General features: G+C 52.2%; 8 protein-coding genes. 1 reads left to right on the top strand and 7 read right to left on the bottom strand.

Annotated features, from left to right (window positions below; genetic code table 11):
* Positions 1-303: 303 nt before the first annotated feature.
* The 4 genes from JAO77_RS23135 to JAO77_RS23120 all read right to left on the bottom strand — a co-directional run bounded on the left by JAO77_RS23135 (position 304) and on the right by JAO77_RS23120 (position 11,767).
* On the bottom strand, positions 304-2,016 hold the full coding sequence (locus tag JAO77_RS23135) for a DUF262 domain-containing protein (RefSeq protein WP_198992917.1): 1,713 nt from the start codon (positions 2,014-2,016) through the stop codon (positions 304-306).
* Between the two features lie 54 nt (positions 2,017-2,070).
* Positions 2,071-7,179: a DarT ssDNA thymidine ADP-ribosyltransferase family protein gene (locus tag JAO77_RS23130; RefSeq protein ID WP_198992916.1), complete on the bottom strand. Its 5,109-nt coding sequence runs from the start codon at positions 7,177-7,179 to the stop codon at positions 2,071-2,073.
* Between the two features lie 21 nt (positions 7,180-7,200).
* Positions 7,201-10,395 carry a DEAD/DEAH box helicase gene (locus JAO77_RS23125; protein WP_198992915.1) on the bottom strand — a complete coding sequence of 1,065 codons (3,195 nt, stop codon included), beginning with the start codon at positions 10,393-10,395 and terminating at the stop codon, positions 7,201-7,203.
* Positions 10,396-10,807: 412 nt separating this feature from the next.
* Positions 10,808-11,767, bottom strand: a complete 960-nt coding sequence (locus JAO77_RS23120) for a DUF6011 domain-containing protein (protein WP_198992914.1) — start codon at positions 11,765-11,767, stop codon at positions 10,808-10,810.
* Positions 11,768-12,280: 513 nt separating this feature from the next.
* On the opposite strand from JAO77_RS23120, the gene JAO77_RS23115 reads away from it, so the two are divergent.
* Positions 12,281-13,243 carry a site-specific integrase gene (locus JAO77_RS23115; protein WP_198992913.1) on the top strand — a complete coding sequence of 321 codons (963 nt, stop codon included), beginning with the start codon at positions 12,281-12,283 and terminating at the stop codon, positions 13,241-13,243.
* A 177-nt stretch (positions 13,244-13,420) separates the two neighbouring features.
* Here the strand turns inward: JAO77_RS23115 and JAO77_RS23110 are convergent, their stop codons facing one another.
* From JAO77_RS23110 to JAO77_RS23100, 3 genes are all read right to left on the bottom strand, one after another.
* Positions 13,421-14,224, bottom strand: a complete 804-nt coding sequence (locus JAO77_RS23110) for a hypothetical protein (RefSeq protein ID WP_198992912.1) — start codon at positions 14,222-14,224, stop codon at positions 13,421-13,423.
* Positions 14,225-14,488: 264 nt separating this feature from the next.
* Positions 14,489-16,951: a DEAD/DEAH box helicase gene (locus JAO77_RS23105; protein WP_198992911.1), complete on the bottom strand. Its 2,463-nt coding sequence runs from the start codon at positions 16,949-16,951 to the stop codon at positions 14,489-14,491.
* A complete protein-coding gene (locus JAO77_RS23100) occupies positions 16,951-18,201 on the bottom strand; it encodes a hypothetical protein (RefSeq protein ID WP_198992910.1) in 1,251 nt (416 codons plus the stop codon). The genes JAO77_RS23105 and JAO77_RS23100 overlap by 1 nt, the downstream gene beginning before the upstream one ends.
* Positions 18,202-18,487 lie beyond the last annotated feature (286 nt).

Genomic DNA, 18,487 nt, shown 5'->3' with positions numbered 1-18,487 from the left:
TTCCGCATCCGTGACCACCTTAGCCTGCTTTCAGTGGCAAAGCAATTTGAAACAATTACTTAGCTGCCAGCTAACAACAGGTGTCTCGACCAATTCAGTCTTTCATGATGAAGAGAAGCCAAAAGCCTATTCTGTTCAGATGTAGCCGACCACCTCACTTGCTTGCCCAAGCACTTCGAAACCAATTCTAGACTGCGTTCCAACTCTGTGCGGCTTAAACAGACCACCTCAAGAACAAAGCCCGGTGTAGAACTTCTCCACCTGCGCTACATTCGTTACGAATTGTAGCATGATATCGGCGGCCTATAGGCTTTCGGTGATGAAGGTAATAATGTCCGTTTTACGCTTTCCAATCAATTCTTTACTCCAGACACCAGAATCTAGGCTTAGGTCCTGAATTTCTCGCTGCTGGGCCAAATGGTTGTAGGTGGCTCGCTTTTTCAGAAATGGCTGGTTTCCGATGGAGCAGTTATGAGAGGCAGACAGTAATAGGTAATTGCCCAAACAGTCGATAAACTGGTTCTTGAAGTCATCGTCATACTCCGGGTAACCGGCCGCTACGGGCTCGCCTTTCGTCGGCGTTTGCGGGGCAATATGCTCCAGGTGAGGCTCGGAAATGGCATCGAAGCGCATCAGGGCGTACCCACTTTTCCCTTGCCCCTGCAAGTAATTCTCATATTTCCACAGTAAAAACCTAGCAATGGAATGAGGCACTTTGCCTTGTAAGGCCTTGTCCAGTTCGGTCTTATTCCAGTATGCATACCACCAGTCAGTTGTAGTCTTAAGGAGGTTTACCCGCTTGATAATTGGCTGAATGCTGGGCATGACGTTGGGCTCCTTTTGAATAAAGCCCGCGTAAACATCATTCAGACGGGACGTCAAATCAGCCCGGGTGCCAATTATCCGGCTCCGGAATACCAGAACTTCCAGTGCAGCGCACAACTCCTCAATTTGGCCTATGGGCAGATTAAAAGAGTATGCCTTTATAATGAAGGGCAGGGCTAGGCTTATGCCTCCCAGGGTCACCAGCGAATGAATGGCGAGGTATCTGGGCTCATCGACGCTGAAAAAAGTTGTCAGGTGACGAAAGCTGGTGGCCAGCGACTCCGTAAATTCTTCGATGAATGGAATTGGGTTGCTGTCAGATAGCTGCTTGTTGATTTTATCGAGCGCGCCGCCCTCCCACAAGGAGTTAAAGTATACTTGTAGCGTGTAGACCAGCACATCATCCTCTTTCACCTTGTTTTCAATGGTGGAGATTGATTGGTAGATATTTTCAAATCTATCCTTGATGACATCAATCAGGTCGTTCTTTGCCTCTCCACCCTGCAGATGCACGGCAAACATGAACTGGGCCTTGATAATCTCCAGATTAGACGGCTTTTTTCCCCGGTTATTCTGGAAAATGAACATTTGAATAGCCTCCGACTCATCCTCCACCGGGTGAGTTGTGCAAGTGGCAGTACTTACTATTTCCAGCATCTTCACCAGATAAGCTTCCTCCTTGTTCGCCAGGCAGGCAGTGAAAAAATCAAATGCTGCTACGATGCGCTTCGCAGAAGTCGTCTTCAGGCCGTACTTATCGGTGCGGCTCTGGTTGACTACGTAGTCCTTGAACAGCTGGCGGTCATAATCCACTGTTTCAAAGCGATAGGCAGACCGTCGTTTGATCAAGTCTTCGAAACAGGTTTCCTCGAACTCCGTCCAAGCTCGTACCTGCTTCAGGCGAGCAAAAAGGGCGGAAAGAAAGATAACCAGGGTTGTGAGCCGCTGTTGTCCGTCGATTACCCCAAATTCCGTTTCTCCCTTCTGTTCAAACAGGAAGTGACCAAAATAATAGGGGGTTGTTGCCGAGCTTTTGTTATAGTCCTCTAGGTCACTTAGAAAGACATTAACCTGTTTTGAGGTCGTGACATCTGGCTTTGCTTCTGTTTCCCAGGAGTAGGCTCGTTGGTAGGAGGGAACCACTATCGTGTTACTCGACAGCATTCCTTTAATGGTAGTTGATGATTTCATAGAGCAGTAAGGGTTGTCAATCTGTTTTGAGGGCGTTCTGAGATACTGTTACCACTAAGTTTTTAAGCTTTGAAAAAGCTCATATTCGCGGGGACCACCCGGCCGGCTGGTTACTTTGTCACGGAACAAAACCCGGAATGATACGGGAGCAGACCATGATACCCGCAGCTTTTGCTGGGTTAATAGCCGGTTGCCCGCAAGTCGGTAGGTACCAGGCTCCATTTCGGAAAGGTCGGCATGAGCAAGCTCATCACATTCCAACATAAGGTCGTGGGCATCGACGAAGTCTGTATCCACGTCAATATGCGTGTCAGAATAGCCGCAGTCAACAGCCCTGTTGCCACCATGAAAGGTAGAATTGCCAATTTGAACCCGCTGGGCCAGGGGATGGTCAGGGCCAATAAGGTTAAGCAATTCGTTATAGGCCCAATCATTCGGAACAATAATGTCTACCGTGTCGAGCTTCGTGATATCCAAACTGGGTTTGAGAAGAATTTCCTGTTGAGAGACGTCCTTAAACTCAGGAAATTTATCTCCTAAAAAGCCGTCGGTATCTAGGCGATAGAAAAGAAGGTAATTAGGGTTGAAGCGACCAAACATCTGTCGCAGCGGTCCATGCGTGACCGCACTGCGCTGCATATTGCCATCGCTGATGTGAAAGCGGTCAGGTTGAGTCGCTAGGATTTCGGAGAGTCTAAAGCGGAAATAAACGGGTATTGGACATTTGGGAAAACCTAGGCTTTCGGCAGCCAAATAATGTTTCTCGTTATCGTCACGCCACGAAGAATCTAAACCTAACCGTTCAACATAAAATTGGGTGAGTGTGTGCGGGCGGTAATAAAGCCGGGCGTAATTCCAGACCTCTGATGGAGAATGGTTGATGCTACCTGACGCATCAGCCAGTTTATGACTGGTTTTAAGCACTTCGCTCCGGCTCAGCAGCTGGCCAGAACGGATGATAGAAGCGGCATTAGTAAGATGTGTACTGTGGAAGGCATAACCGGCCCAGCGCGGCGCGTGAGGCGCGTGGCGCTCTAAGGCATAGAGGTATGGCAGAATACGAGTTTCATCAGCCTTGATGAATGCTTTTACCTCTGATTGTGCAGCTTCGGGCAACCCAGCGTGAACAGCTAGAACCGGAAAATCCCAATAGGCGCAAAAAAGCTGTACCCAGCCCAGCTCAAAGTGTACGCCCCAAGGACGGCGCGAAAGTGTGGGCCAGTGCAGGTACTCAGCAAGCCTATCAAGCAGTTGGGTGTTATAGCGGATATCGGAGCGAGCGCATAGATGAGGCCAGTCCCAAGGAAGATCAGCGGTGGGCACTAGCAGACTGGCAGGTTGGGCTGGCCGATGCGCCGGGTCTGCAGAAACGGGTGGGTCAGCAAGAGCTTGGCTGTGAGAGAGGGCTGTAAAGTCCCAGCGCGAGGCAAACCCACGCAGTAAATCGGCGGTGAGGATGAAAGGCGGGCTACGGGAGAGAACGCGCCAATCGAGGTAATCCTGAAACTCGTGAATGAAAGCGGTCGACCAATCAAGGCGGCGCAGTCCAGACAGGTATGTCCAGTCGAGAGCATATCCGGCGAAATCACGGAGCATTTGTGGGTTCCAACTGAGGTCAGGGCGGCGAACAAGTGCGTCCCAATCCCAGGGTTGGTTGGCAAGGAGCACCAAAGTAGGATGGTCAAACGACACACTGCGATTAGCAGAAAGTGCTGCCCAATCCCAAGGCTGGCTGGCCAGCTGCTCCACAATAGGGAGCGTGATTTTCACTCCCTTGTTGGCAGAAAGTGCTGCCCAATTCCAATACTTGTCCTGTAGATTAAGTAAATCACTATCAGACAGACGCAGAGCTGGCGAGGCTGATAATACAGTCCAATCCCAGGGCAGGCTATCGTAAGCATAAAGCAGCTCACCAAAAAAAAGCAGATCGTGACGCAGACTTAAAGCTGGCCAGTCAATAAAGCGAGCGAAGCGCTTGAAGTGTTTTCTAGCCTTGTTGCACTCCTGGTAAGGACGGATGAACGCACTATGCTGCGAAATGTAAGCCCAATCCCAGCGTTGGCGTAAGCTCGGATGTAGCAGGTAAGCGGCATCGGCATTGAGTTCCGGGTTGCACGAAAGGGTAGGCCAGTGCCACAGAGACTGGTAACGCCGCAAAGTATCTACAGTGAGGCGGTGAGCTACGCGGGAGTCGCCGGATAACACTGCCCAGTCGAGAGGCAAGGCAGCCAGTTCGCTGGTGGTGAGCGGCGGGTAGGCAAGACCGTCAGTGTTAGAGTCGGAAATGATGGACGCGACTGGCAGTCGGCGGGTAAACGCTGCGCGAGCGACGGCGCTTACGTCTGGGGCAGTGAGCAGCAGAAGGCGGCGCGACCAACTTAGCAGGTTGTCGGCAAGGTCACTGGGAGTGACCATCATTTCCAGCACGTGGTCCCAGGGCAGACGTTCACGCACAATCTCATGGTCTAGCAGTCGGGTCAGCACCAGGGATGCAAAAGCAGGCTGGCGGGCCAGATAATCCCAATCCAAGTGGAAGGCGAGCGTATCCAAATGAGCCTCGACCTGGGCGGGAGCAAGCAAGCGGCTGACCATAGGCCAAGACAGCCACGGCTGGACTCGGGAGTCAAGTACCCAAGCACTTTTAAGCAGTGGCTGCATGAGCGGCCGCTGCACAATGAGATTCCAGTTAACCTTAGCTGCTGCTGCCGTCAAGTGAGCATCAAGCTGCTCTGGAGCAATATGTTCGCTGACGTAGTTCCAATCCCAGGGGAGCAGCAGTCCAGGTGCGATGGACAGGCTGAAATCGAGAGGGAGTCTAGCCGCAGCAGCCCGCGACAGATCGGCTAGTCGTGGGTCTGGGATGTGCTGGTAATAAATATCAGCCTCGCGCAGTAGGTCGGTCAACTGAGCGGGTGGCAAATGACTGGCTAGGGCTGACCAATCCCAGGCTAAGTCAAAATTGGGACGGGCAAGCAGCTCCTGCGCCACTGCAACGGGGTCGCGGCGGCTAAGCTCAGTAAAGTCAAGATGAGAAGTATAGCCAGAAAGCCAACCCAGGAGTGTAGGCACAGGCAGCGTGCGATTGGCATAGCGCCAAAGGTCAGGCAGCGCGTCAGGCCGGGCTTCGAGCAGTTGGGTATGCAGGTCTGGCAGGCGACTTGCTACCTCGCTGGCCCCGAAGCGGGCAAGTAGTTGGCTCCAAACAATGCGGCTACGGTAGCGGGCCGTAAGTTGACGAGTCCAGGTTAAGCGCGGGTTGGCGGACAATTTGACCCAATCCCAGGCGAAGTCAGGGAACTGAGCAACCAGGTCAAGGCTGCCGATTTGGGCACTGACATGAGCGGCTCCCTGAGCAGTGTGAACCCGGTGATGGTAGCGGGTGAAGTGCTCGGCTGTCCAGGTGACAGAGGGATGGCACTCAAAGCCAGGCGCCAATGAGCTGGAGGCCCAGTGTAGCAACTCTAGATTATCGAAGAAAGCGACCAACTCAGGTGTCCAGGCAAGATTTTGAGTGGTTAGCGGGTTGATGTCGTCGTGGTGGGTCTGAACGAGTTTTAGCAGGCGGGACAATGCGAAATTTACAGGTGTGGGCTGACCGGACCCAAGCAAGCGCTCGAGCACCTGCGGCCAGGGGAGGTAGGCGGCTAGTGAGGGCAACTGGTCCCATAGGAACTGCTGGGATAGGGCGCCCGCTACGTAGCGCCAATTCCAATGCCCAAGCTGGCTGGCTGCGATTTCAGCCTGCAGGGCAGCTTCCAGAAAAGCAGACCCGCGCCTAAGCAGTACGGCGCGGCTGAAAGGCAGCACGCCAAGATGGGCGAGAATAAAGGCTTCTGATAATCTCTCAGCTAGGACAGCCCAATCCCATTGGAAGCTTTCGGAGCGACCCATCTGGTCGGCCCAAGGCGAGCGCAACAGTTGGGTTAGCCAGTTTTCGATGGCGTCCGGATTACGGCCTGACAGGATTTCAAAATCCCAGGAGTAAAGCGGAGTGCCCTCGGGAGCAACGCTGGCAAGCTTAGCCGTGATGAACTCCTCAGACAAGCGCGTTGAAAGCACAGTCCATTCCCATAAAGCAGGGTAGCTATCCACCTCGGCTTCAAGCAGCGTGAGCGGAATGAGCTCAGAAAGTTGGCGACGTTCTGGAACAGGAAGCAGGCGGAGCAAGGCCAGCAGCGTGTCCGGAGCAGACCAAGCCAAGCGGGGGTCAGGTAGCACCAGGGACCAACGCCAGTAAGAGGCAAAACGGGTCAGCGCAGGGGCATCAATAAGCGCGGCAGGATTATCCCAGAAGGCAGCGAACTCGGCGTCATGGCCCCAGCGAAGCCGTAGGGCAGCATTGACCGGCTCGTTGAAGGCAGCGGTCAGCGCAGGGCTGACCTGACCTGACAACGTTCCGGTAATGCGATAGTCAGGAGCGTTCTGCCCGGTTGGTGTACTGGTCAGCCGGTAGCAATAGGCAGTTACCGGAATGGAGCGAGTGAGTGGGTAAGTGGCGGGGCGTGTGACAGGCACCAGCCCCAGCACTTCGATAGCATCAGCGGAGCCGGAATCTGCCAACTGAGTGCTAAGGATAGAGAGCACAGCAGCAGTGTCGTTCAGATCCTCAATAGGTGGCGCACTGCTGGGAGGTGCGGCGTTGGTCTGACGGCCAGGGTGCGGCTGGTTGTGTTCACCATTGAGGATGGCTATAAGGCCTAAGCTGGCAAATGGAAAGCTGGCAGATACCGTCAGCCCGGAGAACTGCCAATAAGCGCACCTAGCGGTGAAGTACTCGTACTTAACCTGCTGCTGCAGGGCTACTGCCGCGAAAGCCGTCCGGCGCACTATGCCGGTCTCCAGCCTGTTAATCAAGCCAAAATCTTCCAAGTCCTTTAACAGGTCATTCCACAAGGCAACCTCTGCAGGGTCACGGTAGCGTAGCGGTTTGGCTGTAAAGTCTTCGGTAAGGGCAAAGCCCAAGGCGGTACCCAGGGCTTCGGCTTGTACTTCTCCACCAAAAAAATCGAGAAAGCGCAGAATCACTTCCTCTTCGGGCAGTATCGGGCGAGCACGGCGGCAGCTTATCTGTACCTCAAACTGAGTTGCTGTCAGCGAATGATTGGGCGAAAAGAGAAAGGAAAACCCGGGGTATGGGCTGGCAACTGCCGGAAAAACAGGCATGGTAGCTTAGGCTTAGTAAGGTTAAGCAGGCAGATAAGGCAGCAAAGCAGTATAAGGCACGACACGTCCACGGGCTTGCACCGTTTCGTACACGCGACGGTAGCAGTCGTTGCGGCTGAAGTGACGGCTGTTACCCACAATAATTAGCAGGCGCTTGGCGCGTGACAGTGCAACATTCAGTCGGTTAGGAAACTGCGCGAAGCCAAGGCTGGGCTGGGAAGGGTAGCCACCGCTATTAGGGTAGGTGTCTATGTCGGGCGCCTGGGCGGAGGAGTGAGCCAGCTTGTCGCTACGCACCAGCGACACGACTACTATGTTACGCTCCATCCCCTGGAACTTATCCACCGTCTGCACCCGGGCGGGTAATCGGTCAGCAAACTGCGCAGCCACGTCCTGCAGCAGTTTCACCTGGCGGCCGTAGAAAGTAATGAGCGCAACCTCTTGCTCTTCGGGCTTGGGCCAATGCGCCTGAAACTCAGCGAAGCCCTTGCTTTCGGATAGGCAGGCAAGCACTGCCCGCACGGCTTGAGCTTCGGCCAAATTGACGCGGGAAGTACCGGCTAGCATCTCGGGTGCGTCCACTTCTACCCAAACTAAGTGGTCAGTTGCAGCGAGCAGGGCAGAATGGCTAAGGCCATGGTAGCGGCTGAGTGGATGTGTCAAATCGGGTACATCAGCCAGTGCTTCTGGCACACCGCATTTCAGGCCACCGTCACTTATATAGAACTGCTCTATTACTGCGTTGATGTCGGGGTGCATCCGGTACTGCGTATCGAAGCGCGAAACGACGCCGGGCTGTACTCCGGGCTGCGTGAAAAGGCGCTCGAACTGTGAGGTTTCGGCATCAGCACGGGAAAACTGCCGGGCCAACTCTGGTTCACCCGCTTCTATCAGCGTGTTTCTAAACTCTTCCTGGTCGAGCAAAGGCGGCAGTTGACGATGGTCGCCGATGATAATGGCTCTGTGGGCGTAGATCATAGCCAGGGCCAACTCGGGTGGGGTGGCTTTGCTGGCTTCGTCCATGACCACCACATCAAAACGAATGCCTTTAGGAGCTGGCTCATCAGCGGGGTGCGGCCCCAAAGGGCTAGGCTCTGGCTCTGCAACTTTGGCTGCCTTCCGGAACTGTTGAACTGCTTTGTCGGTAGCGCACAAGCCCGAGCCAAAAACCTGCTGGTATTGACGATAGAATTTGGTGGGTTTGCCAAGAGTGGTTTTTTCTCCGAGCGCGCCACCGGTAGCCCCAATAACATTGGTGTAAGTCAAATACTGGTTCAATACCTTAACCCTGGTAGCAGATGATGGTGAAGCAAGCGCCGCGGCCCAGGCATCATGCAAGGCGGCAGGCACGTCAGCAGGCGCCTGAGTTCTGGCACGTCGGGTTATATTCCGCAGCCAGCGGGGGAGTGCGTTGTCATGCTGCTCCTCGGTCAGGTCAGCGGTCGGGGTTTCGACCCAAGCTGTAAGTCGGGTTAAGGCGTAGCGCGCGCCCTCACGCTCTAGCTTGCTTTCATCGCCGATGCGTACTGGTTTGACCAGATTGTGGATGCTGTGCTCAAGCTTTTCAATGGCGTTGTCTACGGCGGTATTGGTCTCAGATGTAAGCAGGACGCGGCGCTGTGGATCCTGGCGCACCAAGTGCCAGATAATCTGTGAAATGGCAGTGGATTTGCCCGTACCGGGTGGACCCTGCACCAATGCCAAGTCTCGGGCAAGCAGGCTGGCTACCACAGCCGCGTGTTGCGCCGGATTGAGGGATAGATATGAATGTGTATCTACCTCTTGCCAAGTGGAGGAACCGGACTTCAACTCGTTAGGGTCGGCAGCACCACCAGCTGCAGTAGCATCAAATAATGCCCAGCGTGTTTGCGGATTGAGTAGTTTTTCTTTAGGATCGGCCACTCGCCGTAAGGCCCCAGAGAGACGGGCCAACTTTTCGCGGTCACCGGTCAGATTAGGGCGGATTTCGCCGGAGGTCTTGAGGCGCACCAGCATATGTGCACGTTGCTCGACAGTAGTATCGGGGGGTAAGGTAATGTGGATAAATGGGTAGCTTACGCGCACTATTTCACCCAGTAGGAGCCGCTCTGGCCCCTCACCGATATTGACTTCCTCGCCCCGCAGTTGGCGTAACCGTTCTGTTTCGTCTTCTTTGAACCGTTGAGGCTCTTCTCTGGCCTGAAACAGCAACCGGTCCTGCGGGGACAGCAGCAGTTGCAGGTGCGCGCGCTCCAAGTCAAGCCGGCAGCTGTCAAGCAGGTTCTGCAAGCGCAGATTTTCGGTAACACGCTTGGCGAAAGACAAGTAGTACGTGAACTCCAGACGCCGACGGTCAGTATCCAAGTTCAGCTCCACGGTGGGAAACGCTGATTTAAGACGGTCTACTAGTAGCTCAAGACAAGCAGCCTGGGCTGTTTTATCTACCGAGGTGGTGCGAAAGCAGTAAAGTACGTCCCGCACTTGCACAACAGTTTTCCGCTTTAATCCCTCGAGATGCGCTATCAGCATTGCATCTCCATAATCCTTTGCTTTCAAAAGCCAAGGCTTGTCTGGTTCGCCGGTCGCGCACATGACGACATTAACTCCCCTCCATGCAAAGCCAGCATTGGCCATTGTTCTTCGGAGCGTCAAGGCGGCCTCTGCCCGGGCCCAGCGGGATAAGTTACGCTCGAAAGTAGTGACGTTGGGCGCTTCGGGTGCGATCAGCAGTCTGATTTCAATTTTAGTCTGGTGGTCATCGGTTGCTTCGGCGCAGGCAATCTGAAAAGGCAGAGCTAAGTCAGCCTGACCCAAAGACAATTCGACTTGTCTTTTTACAGCTAAGGGATCGTCGCTGGAGCGCCTGCGCACAGTGCCTTGTACTACTGGCTCTGGGCGGTATGTAAAATAGTATTTTACGGCTGTTTCAGCCAGATTGCTAAGAATCGAAGGCGATACGGTAGTATCCCATGAAAGCGAGAAAAGCCCCTGCCGGATGTCAATATCAGTCTCCCGGACACCGAGCAACGACTTGGCTTGCTCATAAAACTGTGTCTTGTTGTCGACCGGAATAATTTCGAGCCGCAGTTCGCCCCCAGAGAAATTTTCATCCTCGGGCAACCTGATTTTAAGAGGTCGCTCCCGATGGCGAATCACGGCTTCCTGGGCCTGGATAAACGTCTGCCAACTGCGGCGGTGGTCCTGTAGTTCGGAAAGTTGACGGGAGCGTGCAGCCATAGCAAGAGGAGTAGGCACCAGCACAGTATCATGCTAATGGAAATAAGCATGGCAGCGCTACTGCCACACTACGAACGACTTAATAACAAATATGCGACTGTAAACTAGTGATGTCATTCTCAACGGCAGTTTGTGCTCAAGGCTACCTATTGTGGTAACTCGTGTCTTGTATTAGTAGCTGGGCATGGACGAGTTGATGACCATTACTGAGGCCTTTGCCAGCCTAGAGTAGAAACATGCCTTTAACCATGGCATGGTGCCCGATCAGGCAGAGAAGCTATACCTAAAATTCTCTTGAAGCCCCGTGCTCAGCATTGGTATACCACATGGAACAGCCTCTACTCAGGTTCACAATACAGTATGTGAAGAGAGGGGCTCCAAGTAAGTTAAAAGAAACACCCCCTCAGTAACTCTAAAGCGTTCTACTTAAGCAGGTAGGGCCGATTCCATAGCGGATGGAGCGTGGATCCGTTAATAGTCTCCCGCAAACGAAGCAGGAGCCTGTTTCAACGCCTGAGTAGAATGCTGGATTTTTGCTGCTTTTGAGATAATCACAAAATATTAACAAGGAGGGCTTTACTGCCATGACTTTGGTTAATGCGTTCCCCGATGCATCGAATGCCTCTCCTCGAAAGCCAATAGAACCCACTTTAATTCGGTTTCTGAATATCTGCACGGGCCTCCGGCCTTTACTGCCTGCCATAGCTAAATGAAAGGCCAGCGTAAATTCATTTCCGCCGATGGACTGGAAAGTAAGCGTGGGAAAATCGACTTCGGTGGCGAGAACGTTCTGAACCGGCACGAACCGTTTTATCGAGTATGCAGAAGTATTGTTAAATTTTAAGGGACGCAAGCCGGCTAAGAAGGTAAGGACCGCCCCGCCGTAAATGGCAAGTGCCTTGTTTGCCAAATAATGTAATTGATACCGGTAAATGCTTCCCTGCACCTGGTGAGCGACTTCCGGGTACTTTAAGGCAACATTTCTGGCATAGGCATCAGCCATTTTCCCGCAGATATTAGCGGCCTGATTATCCGTGAACTTGGTGTGAACGGTATGCTCGTTATAGGAGATAGGCCCCAGCACCTTCCTAAAATCATCCGCCTCAAATTGGTAAGTACCACTGGTGCTGGTGATTACAGCCGGTTTGACCGCCTTGGTAGGTATAGGCTTTTTGTCTTGTTTTCTTTCGTTTGACACGGCATCCTTAAGCATTTGGACATCTCGCCTAATGTCGACGGCCTGCTGTTTCAATTGCTTCATGCTTTGAGACAGCCTTCTACCAGCCGCCGCATTCCCTTGATTGCACCACTTGTCAAAATCTCCTTCCAAGGAAAAAACGAGGTCCTGCAGTTGGTTAAAAGGATTGTTCATGAGGAAAACTTGCAACGTTAAATGCCTGCTGCCTGAACACATGGACCACTTGACTCCGTCCAGAACGAGTGCAGAAAACAGGCTCCTAATATAGTGTTTTACAGCCGTAGAAAGGGCTGCTCATGTTCCTGCACTTTCATACCATTTAGAAAATCTTGTTTTGCGGCATAGACGGCCGCAACGGGCTCTGCTTCGGTGAAGACAATAAGCCAGGGGCTGACCAACCCGAGGAAGGTATTAGCATGCAAGACCATTAAGCGAACCGAAGGCCACGAGTCAACTTCTTAGTTAGTGATGGCCACTCTTTGGACAAGATGCTGTTTAACGGCCTACAGTTCTACCTTGCTGCATTGACTGTTGAAGCAGCGGTCATGCCCATGAACCCGCATGGCGGTGCTTTGCTTAAATATCCAAGCTGGGCATAGGTTCCGATAAAGTTTACTTATCGGAACCTATCTTGCATCACAGAAAAGAGCCCCAAATCGGTGCGCTACTCCGTATTATATAGGCTACATGGAAAACGTCACCCTGCCGGCCCTAGCGCACTCGACCGCTGCCTCGCTTGCGGGCCTCTCTGAGCAGACCGCGCGCTACGTCGAAGCCGGGTTACAGGGGGCGGCCAACACGGCTAAGGCCTACGCGTCGGACTTGCGGCACTACTCGCATTGGTGTCGGGCCAACCAGGTCGAGCCGGTCCCGGCTACGGTAGACACGCTGGCCGGTTACGTAACCTATCTGGCCGATGCGAGCAAAAAGGTCGCAACCATCCAGCGGCATTTGTCAGCACTTAAAAAAGCGCATGTGCTGCGGGGGTTGGAGTGCCCGACGGATAATGCGCAGTTCAAGGTGCTGCTCGACGGTATCAGCCGCGTGCACGGCATCCGGCAAAAGCAGGCCCCGGCTTTTACCCTGAACCAACTCAAACGGCTGGTGCGGGAACTGGATATTGAGACCGTAACGGGTTTGCGCGACCGGGCTATCCTGCTGCTGGGTTTTACGGGGGCCTTTCGCCGGTCGGAACTCTCGGAGTTGAATATAGAAAACTTGCGCTTCACGGAGGACTGCTTGATTGTCTCACTGGCTCGTAGTAAGACCAACCAGTTAGGTCAGCACGAGGAAAAAGCTATTTTCTATTCGCCCGAGGCTAAGGTTTGTCCTATCCGGTCATTGCAAGCTTGGCTGCGTCAGTTGGGCCGCGCGGTAGGACCGGTGTTCGTGTCGCTGCGCAAGGGCGAGCGAATAACGCAGGGACGACTTACCGATAAGAGCATCAACGCCGTAGTACAGCGCTACTTAGGACCTACTTACTCAGCACACTCATTGCGCGCCTCCTTTGTGACGGTGGCCAAATTGGCCGGTGCAGATGATTCGGAAGTCATGAACCAAACTAAACACAAGACTAGCGCGATGATTCGACGCTACACCCGCATCGACGATGTGCGTCAACACAACGCAGCTCAGAAGCTAGGCTTGTAATATTGCTCAGATAATATTTATTATCTGAGCAATACTGAAGGTAAAATGCTAATAAGTAGCCATTAGTATATTATACCCAGTAATCCAACGAAGGCTCGACAGCCAATCTGAAAAAGAACTAGAATGTGTTACCGTACCAGCCTATAGTTGCAGGTCATGCCTAGCTAAGATAAGGCGCTAGCTGTCAGAAATGGAATCCATAACACCTTCATTTTGAGTACTTACAGATTCAGGATTACTCTTATCTTCGAGCAGAAACTGTACTGTGCCACAAAGCGATCGCCATCGCTTTAGTAGATCTCGTAATAATGGATCACTACCGGCTGCCTCTACTAAAGGTGCCTCTGGTAGCACAATGATTCCAGTCAGTTTGCTCAACAGCCGATCACTCATTTTTTCGTACTGGCTGCGACGATTAAGAAAAGCCTCTAATTCTGCTATTCTACGACGCTGGGTTACTTCTAGGGGAGTAGTAGCGGCCTTCTTTTGTTTTGTAGTTGGTTTACTTTGAGGGACTATTATAATGGGCGCCAAGGTCTCATTTATTACTACATCTGTAAAAGATATCGCTGCCTCTTTAACTAGTACCGCTTCTACCTCAAAGCGTACTTTATCGAGTTTCCTGGCAGGCTTCATTTCTGGATGAGTTAGAATTTGGTACATTTCTCGTACCCGATGGCGTAGTTTTTGAATAATTTTTCTCGCATCCTGCAATTCTATTACGGGACTCTGCCGCTCATCAGCCAGATGCGCAGTCTGTTTGCGTTCAAGGAGCAACTGTTCGCTCACACGCTCCAATTCCCACTGGATTAAGTCGCGTTCTTGCCGAAGGGCATCAGTGCGGCTCTGCTGTGTAGTCTCCTGATAGAGTTTTGCAGCGAGATTAAGGGCCGCATTTGCCTCTGCCGAGAAAACTCCGGCTTCCTTTAAAGCTTCCTTTGCTCGTTTAATGTGTGGCGGCTCCACAAGCATGTTTGGCATATATTAGGCTCATGTAATGAGGCTTACTCACCCTCAGGATATTACTGTAAGTGCAAGCAGTTCTCAAAAATTAACGCAATCAGGGCTATAGATGAATGATTGTTTCATCAGTTAATTCCTAAGCAACATCAAACGTATTTTTGGCAGGATTAAAAAGGCGAAAGGTTATATCTCCTTCATGTACTAACTTATATAGAACTCCTGGTTTAAAGAAGCCTGCCATCCAAAAGCAGCACACTTTTTTAACATCACATCTTATTTCACCTACTCACTTCCCCCACCTGCTAACCCTATTCTATAGACATGTGCTTGAAGTGCTTCGGCCGCAATAAAGCGCTCAAAACGCAGCACGAGTTGCAAAGGCAGAGGGCAATAAGGTAACTCCGTTCTCCAGGCTTCTAGTCGGGCAAATGCTTCGTGGGGTGGCGTTCCGCTTAGCAAAGTGAGTACGCGTCCACGTTCCTGCTCCAACCAAGCCAACTGCTCGGCATTCAGCAGAAAAGCTAATGCCCCGCCAATAGGCAACTCGGTTTTGACACAGGCATGCCAATACGGTACATTTTCGGTGTATTGGACGGCAATAACTTCGGAGTTGACAGTGTCCTGAATAAAATCCTGCAAGCCCTGCGGCAGCGTTGGCGCATATCGGAAGGTAACATACGTAAGCCACGTTGTACCCTTATGGGGTTGATAGTTCCGATTAGGCGCGCCCGCATAAGCGATACCATCCAACTCCCGCCGAGCGTATTCCATGGCCGTCAACATGTCGCGCATACCAAGCCACATACTACCGGGACAGATGTCAACTGCTAAGTGACGCCTCAGAAATTCGCTCGCAAACTTCACTGGGGGGTTAGCGAGCGAAAAGCCATTAAAGACGCTCAAGAACTCTCTCCTATTAGCTTCGCTCACAGGAACAACGTTCCATTCTGCTTCTTGGTCAAATTGGGTAGCACTCCCCTCAAATGGAAACCCTGTTAGCATTAAAGAAAAGTCTTGCCCTACAGGATTAATTTCTAGTTGCTTACGGACGAGCTGTCGATGGGGATCCTGAATATGGTAAGCCGTGAGCACTTGCTCTACGTGGGACTGCAATTGCGCTTTAGATGTGTACCTATGGTCCACGATTTGAGGCCGTAGAGAGTCAGAAATCTCTTGGTAGAGCCAGCGTTGTTCATAATGGTACGCCAGACTGGATTCCTTCACTTGCACGATAAACGCCTGCTGCTTACCCGGTGCAAAGCGTAAACACCGACCTGCTACTTGCATCAACTGAACCATGCTGGTGGTTGGATAGGTAATGACTACAGCATTAACGGCAGGATCGTCAAAGCCCTCGCCAAGCATTTGCCCTGTGGTGACGAGAATGCCGCGCGGAAGAGCGATGAACTCGTCTAAATAGTCCTCCGGCCGAGCCTCGCTAGCACTACCGCTACCGTGTACGAACCCAACATCGTCGGGCTCGAGCACAGAACCGCCCGTACGTTGCAATTCAGCGATAGCAGCAACGATAGCTTCGTGCATCTCAGCCACCTGCTCCACACGTGAGGCGACGATGATGGTTTTTACAAACTCTTCTTGTGCCCGTTCTACGACGTAGTCTGCAAGATCCTTTAGGCTAGTTGCGTCGTGCCACCCGCTCCCTGATATAACCAGGGGCTCTTCAAAGCGAGGCTCTATCAATACACCTCGCTCGAACAACTCCCGGTAGGTTATAGTGTACGCAATCTCATCAACCCCAATGCCAAGACCGTCTGTGCGAATGGGTGTAGCCGTCAGAAACAAGCCACGCAGGGGTTTCCGCGCAAAGAATGGGGCATAGACTGGCGCCGCCGCGTGGTGGGCTTCGTCAATGACAACGAGTGCTACGCGGTCGCCGTACTCGTCCAGGGCGCGAGTGAGGTCGGAAACCATGGTAATTATTACCCGTTCGTGCAGTAATTTGACTGCATCCTGTGGTAGATCAGGTGTGCCCTGGGTCATGGCCCGCTGGACTTCTCTTCGGGCTTGGGTACCCAAAAAGCGCCGGTGAGTTACCCACAGCACTACAGCATTGGGTTGCACGTTATCTGCAAGTACGCGTAACAGGATGCGAACACCGATTCGGGTCTTTCCACCTCCTGTCGGTATTACCAAACCCGTCTTGCGGTTCAAATCAGACCGCAACGACCGCAAGGCCGCGTGGTAGGCGTCATCCTGGTATGACCAATCGGGCATTACTCTATCTCGCGTAGTCAACGTAGTAAAAGACCCAATAGCGCTACTGCTTGCCTGAGGAGTACGGCGCCCTCCCTGCAAAAGGAGAGCGCCCACTACGGCGGGTGGATACCCGAGGGTATTGGCTAACTTGACTATTGACTGCGCATCAGTGGCTTCGCTAGATGTCACGGTGGCATCCCAACCTTTCAGTACGCGCGCACGAATTGCGCTGGCCTTTGAATCGCGATTAGAAGTAGTAGATGTCTGACTAATTCGATTAAGCAGCACTTCCAATGTTTCAACCGTTTGTGGATTCACCGCACGCGAGGAGTCTTCACTAAGAAGCGCATGCAGACGATTGGGATAGATTGGGCTTTCGCCTTCATTTAACACCTCTGCCAAGCGACGGTGTACTGCATTTACGCTTCCTTCGATTAAGAATAAAGCGACCAGGCCGTCCACAAGTGGCCGGATGGCTGGATCGGTGATGGTCTTGCGGGCTGCTCCCCCCTGAGAACTAATGGCCATTAGCTCTTACCAACTTTCATCATCGAAACAATCCGGCCCGAGCGCTCGTGCAGCTTGCTGAGTTGGCGAAAAAGGAAGTCTCCTTCGCTCAGCAGGGCATCAGCAGTTAGCCGGTCCAGTTGCTGCAGCAACTGTTCAATAATGTCCCCAGGTTGACGACTTGCCTTATGACTCCGCCACTGTGCTTCGACCTCTTCCATACGTGGGGCAGAATCGGGGTCATCCACGTTGAATAGCTTGGCGAAACCGGTGCTGTGCGCATCGTCGTAGCGTTTCATCTGTTCCCAAAGAAGTACGTTCTCGTGGCGATAAAACACATTAGGATTATCGTCGCCCTTGCGGCCGCGTTCTGCCCTGAACACCCACTTCATAAGCACCTCTTCCCGATCCTCCGCTAAATGGACGGCGCGTTCCGTTAACCCAAATTGCTCGCGCAACCAAGGCTTTTTAACGATATTTTCAAATAGGTAATAGTCGCTAGGCGCAAATTCCTCATCGCCAGGGAGGGCATCTTCGAAACGCATCTTGAAGTGGCTAAAGCAACTGGCTGCCCAAATTTGGCGACGTGCTTTGACCTCACTAATTGCCGCCTCTAGGGCTAAGCGCTTGATGAGCGGCGTGTCCCAATAAAGTTCTTCACTAGAATGTACTACTTGGAAGAGGTGTTCATAGCGAATTAGCAGCCAGAGATCTTCGGCGTAGTTTCCCCATCCCTTAGGTCCAGTAATGTGGCGTACAGCCAACACGCGTGGAAGTTTATCGAGAAGCTCTTCAACAGTTTTTGCATTTAACGTGACCACCGTGAGCTGGTCAGTGTCGGCAACGATTCCCTCAAGGTTAGCCACTAGTTGCTCCAAGTTGGTGATATCGTGGGGCGCATATCGCTTACGACCTGCTTTTACTTTAGCAAGCTTTTCCCGTTCTCGTTCCAAACGGCTACGAATCCTTCGCAAGGCAACAATTCGAGTGTTACCTTCTACTACAACGAACTTATCGGGCGCGTCGGGGTGGCGCCAAATTACGATGCTGTCAATGTTCAACCAGCCTTGGCTTTCAATGGCAAGTTGCAATGCATCTACATCGTAGAGTTTCTCTACCTCCTCTTGTAGTTGGAGTTGTAGGTCCGAATTAAATAAGTCGGCTGGGTTATAATACCCTGGTTGCTCGTCAAGCGCAAGGCGTGGATTATTACCGTCTAAATATAGAGATGAGAACGGAACCTCAGTCGGCTTGCTGATTAGATGGTGCATTATTTGAAAGGTATAAAGGCAAAATTGGTATTTGATTCACAAATATAGAACGCGATCTTGATATGTTCCAAATTAATGGAACAGGCTATCATTATGTTCCGTTTTGAAACGATGTGATACCCCTAGCCAATTGAGTTCAACAGAAGACAGCCCCATCCTCCCAAACGTCGGCGTTATAAAGCCACCTTTCGAGTCAAAGCATGAGCAAAGCCGCTCGACGCAGGCCGCCGTACTACTTCAACATTGACTCCAAGCGAATCTACCAGTGGCAGCAAGAATCGCTCAC

Source organism: Hymenobacter sp. BT559 (assembly GCF_016427535.1).
Lineage (GTDB): Bacteria > Bacteroidota > Bacteroidia > Cytophagales > Hymenobacteraceae > Hymenobacter.
Note: the sequence above shows the minus strand (reverse complement) of the source record. Positions and strands in the feature narration are given on the sequence as shown.

Coding starts and splice junctions, on each gene's coding strand:
- JAO77_RS23130 (WP_198992916.1), bottom strand. CDS start 7,179: ATGCCTGTTTTTCCGGCAGTTGCCAGCCCATACCCCGGGTTTTCCTTT.
- JAO77_RS23125 (WP_198992915.1), bottom strand. CDS start 10,395: ATGGCTGCACGCTCCCGTCAACTTTCCGAACTACAGGACCACCGCCGC.
- JAO77_RS23105 (WP_198992911.1), bottom strand. CDS start 16,951: ATGGCCATTAGTTCTCAGGGGGGAGCAGCCCGCAAGACCATCACCGAT.
- JAO77_RS23120 (WP_198992914.1), bottom strand. CDS start 11,767: ATGAACAATCCTTTTAACCAACTGCAGGACCTCGTTTTTTCCTTGGAA.
- JAO77_RS23135 (WP_198992917.1), bottom strand. CDS start 2,016: ATGAAATCATCAACTACCATTAAAGGAATGCTGTCGAGTAACACGATA.
- JAO77_RS23110 (WP_198992912.1), bottom strand. CDS start 14,224: ATGCCAAACATGCTTGTGGAGCCGCCACACATTAAACGAGCAAAGGAA.
- JAO77_RS23100 (WP_198992910.1), bottom strand. CDS start 18,201: ATGCACCATCTAATCAGCAAGCCGACTGAGGTTCCGTTCTCATCTCTA.
- JAO77_RS23115 (WP_198992913.1), top strand. CDS start 12,281: ATGGAAAACGTCACCCTGCCGGCCCTAGCGCACTCGACCGCTGCCTCG.